The sequence below is a fragment of the Frankia canadensis genome, from assembly GCF_900197875.1.
Lineage (GTDB): Bacteria > Actinomycetota > Actinomycetes > Frankiales > Frankiaceae > Frankia > Frankia canadensis.
This window is the reverse complement of record NZ_FZMO01000328.1, coordinates 1-3,570: the sequence shown is the minus strand read 5'-3', so window position 1 is coordinate 3,570 and position 3,570 is coordinate 1. Positions and strand designations below refer to the sequence as shown.

The 3,570-nt window shown below is 72.4% G+C and carries 4 protein-coding genes; 3 read left to right on the top strand and 1 reads right to left on the bottom strand.

Translation table 11 applies throughout. The annotated features are described in order from the left end of the window. From C1A33_RS22340 to C1A33_RS22330, 3 genes are all read left to right on the top strand, one after another. Positions 1–389, top strand: a 389-nt coding sequence (locus C1A33_RS22340) for an RNA-guided endonuclease InsQ/TnpB family protein (protein ID WP_133150788.1), incomplete at its 5' end; no start/stop codon positions are given. A gap of 95 nt (positions 390–484) precedes the next feature. Further along, positions 485–1,048 (top strand): tetratricopeptide repeat protein, encoded by a 564-nt coding sequence (locus tag C1A33_RS22335; protein ID WP_101833331.1) that lies wholly within the window; start codon positions 485–487, stop codon positions 1,046–1,048. A gap of 70 nt (positions 1,049–1,118) precedes the next feature. Beyond that, positions 1,119–2,219, top strand: coding sequence for an LLM class flavin-dependent oxidoreductase (locus tag C1A33_RS22330; RefSeq protein WP_243407827.1), 1,101 nt, complete (start codon positions 1,119–1,121; stop codon positions 2,217–2,219). Positions 2,220–2,472: 253 nt separating this feature from the next. On the opposite strand, the gene C1A33_RS22325 is transcribed toward C1A33_RS22330, so the two are convergent. Then, positions 2,473–3,330: an SDR family NAD(P)-dependent oxidoreductase gene (locus tag C1A33_RS22325; RefSeq protein ID WP_243407826.1), complete on the bottom strand. Its 858-nt coding sequence runs from the start codon at positions 3,328–3,330 to the stop codon at positions 2,473–2,475. Positions 3,331–3,570: the final 240 nt, after the last annotated feature.

Below are 3,570 nucleotides of genomic sequence, written 5' to 3'. Positions count from 1 at the left end.
GGGATCATCTGCACAAGCTGTCTACTCGACTTGTTCGCGAGAACCAAACGATCGTTGTCGAGGATCTCACTGTTCGGAACATGGTCCGCAATCATTGTCTTGCCCATGCGATCTCGGATGCGGGCTGGCGGGACCTGCGGAGCATGCTGGAGTACAAGGCTGGCTGGTACGGCCGTGAGGTGATCGCGGTGGACCGCTGGTATCCCAGCTCGAAGACCTGTTCGTCCTGCGGGGCGCTGGCCGAGAAGCTGCCGTTGGACGTCCGGGAATGGGCCTGCCGCCGCTGCGGCGCAGCCCACGATCGGGATGTGAACGCGGCACGGAACATTCTGGCCGCGGGGCTCGCGGTGTCAGCCTGTGGAGACGGAGTGAGACCACCCCGCTCCTAGAACGGGGAGGCGTCTGTCGGTGAAACAGGAAAACCCGACCGCGAGGAAGGGATTCCCCGTCCTTCGACGGCAGGGAGGATGTCACAATGGCACGCATGCTTACCGAGGACGACGTGGACGAGATCGCGTTCCGGGCCGCCGCCGACGGCGACCACCGCGGCGCGGCGGCCACCCTGGAGACGCTCGCCGAGAGCTCCGACACCCACGGCGAGACGGTGACCCGTGCCTCGCTGCTGGTCGACGCGGGCAGCCAGTACGGGCTCGCCCAGGACTGGGACGAGGCGGTGCGCTGCTACCGGGCCGCGGTAGCCGACAGCAGCGACTGCCCCGTTGATCCCCGGGTCTGGCTGCACGACGGGCTGTTGCGCCAGGGCAAGGCCGAGCAGGCCGCGGCGCTGCGGGCGGAGCTGAAGGCGGCGCGGCTGACCGACCCCGCCGTGTACGAGGCGGTCGCGGAGAGCCTGGAGGCCGTCGAGCTGCTCCAGGACGCCCACGTCTGGTTCACGATGGGCTACCACCGCTGCGAGAACGCGCCGGTCCCCGACTTCCTGCTCGACCTGCTGCTCGTCGGCCGCCGCCGGGTGCGCATCGCGCTGGGCCATCCCGCCGACGCCCTCGACGAGGTCGCCGAGGACTACATGGAGACCGTCGGCGGCTGACGGACGTCTGCGACCGGGAAGAGACGCCGCCGGCCCCGTGTTGCCCGCTGTCGTGAGTGGGAGTCGCAGCGTGCCCCTGTCCGTGCTCGATCTGGTGCCCGTCGGCACCGGCGTGACCGCCGCGCAGGCGCTGCAGGGGTCGCTGGCCCTGGCCCGGCGGGTCGAGGACCTCGGCTACAGCCGGTACTGGCTGGCCGAACACCATGGCATGCCCGGCATCGCCAGTTCCGCGACCGCGCTGCTCATCGGCCAGATCGCCGCCGCCACCGGCACCATCCGGGTCGGCTCCGGCGGAGTGATGCTGCCCAACCACGCGCCGCTGGCCGTCGCCGAGCAGTTCGGCACCCTCGGGGTTCTGTTTCCCGGCCGCATCGACCTCGGCATCGGCCGCGCCCCCGGCACCGACCCCGCCACCGCCCGGGCGCTGCGCCGGGGCGCCGGGGTCGTCAGCGCCGACCACTTCCCCGAGCAGCTGTCGGAGCTGACGACGTTCCTGGCCGGCGGCTCGTTCCCCGCGGACCATCCGATGCACGGCGTCGCCGCGTTCCCGCAGGCTCCCGCTCCGCCGATCTGGCTGCTGGGGTCGAGCGGCTACAGCGCGCAGGTCGCCGGCATGCTCGGCCTGCCGTTCGCCTTCGCCCACCACTTCAGCGCGGCGAACACGCTGCCGGCGCTGGACCTGTACCGCCGCTCGTTCCGCCCGTCGGCGGGCCGGGAGCGCCCGTACGCGATCGTCGCCGCCGCCGCGCTGTGCGCCGAGGACGACGAGCGGGCCGAATGGCTCGCCGCGCCCGTCCGGCTGGCGATGCTGCGGCTGCGCGGCGGCCGTCCCGGCGTGTTCCCCTCGCCGGAGGAGGCGGCCGCGCACGCGTGGACGCCGCAGGAGCGGGCGGCGGCGGAGAACATCACCGGCTCACACATCGTCGGCTCTCCGACGACCGTCCGCGCCGGCCTCGACGCCCTCCTCGACGCCACCGAGGCCGACGAGATCATGATCGTCACCAACACCCACCAGCCCGCCGACCGCGTCCGCTCCTACGAGCTGATCGCCGACCTGGCCGGCCTCACTCCCGCCCCCACCACCACGACCGGCCTCATCACCGCGACCGGCCCCATCACCGCGACCGCGACCACGACCGCAGACGCTGCCGCGACCCTCGCGAGCTCGTGATCGCGAAGTCATCCAGCTGGACGAACGCCCCCTATGGGAGGCTCGTCGCGCGGGAAGGTCGACGTTGTGGTCCCCGCCGACGGATGATCACCGTAGTGGCGAGACACCGCGGTGCCGCGGGACCGCGCACGGCGCACCGTTCGGTTCGGCGCCCCGCAGGTGGCACCGGAGTGCCAGCCGATCCCGCGCGGTCCCCGCGCGACGGGGTGGCCTGACCGGATCCGTCACCAACCGGTCCGGGGGATGGTCCCGGTCAGGCGGCTCGCCGTGCGCCAGGACGCCGGGCTCGACGCCCGGTGCGCTTCCGACCGGCGCCGGCGCCGGCGTTGCGGATCGCGGCCAGGGAGCCGCGGCGCAGCACCCGCTCGGTGATCCGCGCGACGAAGCCGCGGGGCAGGAGCCGGGAGGCGTTGGACGTCAGGTAGTTCAGCCGTCCGTCGATCACGTACGCCTGGCCGCGGTCGAGCGCACGGAACGCGGCGGCGACGACCTCGTCGGTGGTGCGCAGCCGCCCACCGGCGGACATCCGCGAGCCCATCGCCTCGAAGAAGCCGGTGTCCGTCGGCCCCGGACACAGCCCGAGCACCCGTACGCCGTGGCGTCGGCCCTCGGCCCACAGTGCGATGGACAGCGACAGCACGAACGCCTTCGACGCCCCGTACACCGCCATGTAGGGCACGGCCTGGAACCCCGACGTCGACGACACGTTGATCACCGTGCCGCTTCCCCGGGCCACCATGCCCGGCAGGAACAGGTGCGCGACCCGCTCGATCGCCACCACGTTCAGCATCACCTCACGGTGGTCCCGGTCCGCCGACAGCTCGTGATAGGGCCCCCGGGTCCCGAAGCCGGCGTTGTTGACCAGGACGTCGATCTCCACGCCGATCTCGGCCACCGCCTTGGCCAGCTCGTCCGGCCCGCTCTCCTCGGCGAGGTCGAGCGCCACCGTGTGCACCTCGACGTCATGCTCCGCCCGCAGCCGCTCGGCCACCTCGGCCAGCCGCGGCTCACCCGGCGCCACCAGCACCAGCCGGGCCCCGCGCCGCGCGTACGCCTCCGCGAACGCCGCGCCGATGCCCGACGACGCCCCGGTGACCAGCGCCGTGCTCATTGTCAGATCCGCTTGGGCGGCCATGGTCCTCCCTGTTCGGCCGCGCACGTGACCATGCTCGGTTCCGCGCACGGCACGCGACGATGCCCGCGGTGCGACGTCCACCCGCGACGCCCACCCGCGACATCCTGGAACATCCCGCAACGGAACGCATATCCGACTTCAGCCTACCGCCACCCCGACACTGCCCCCCAGAAGTGCCCACCTACGCATCGCAGCCGAATCTTTACGACTTGGTAG

Excerpts from the sequence above, each read along its gene's own strand:
- C1A33_RS22335 (WP_101833331.1), top strand. The coding sequence starts at position 485 with ATGCTTACCGAGGACGACGTGGACGAGATCGCGTTCCGGGCCGCCGCC.
- C1A33_RS22325 (WP_243407826.1), bottom strand. The coding sequence starts at position 3,330 with ATGAGCACGGCGCTGGTCACCGGGGCGTCGTCGGGCATCGGCGCGGCG.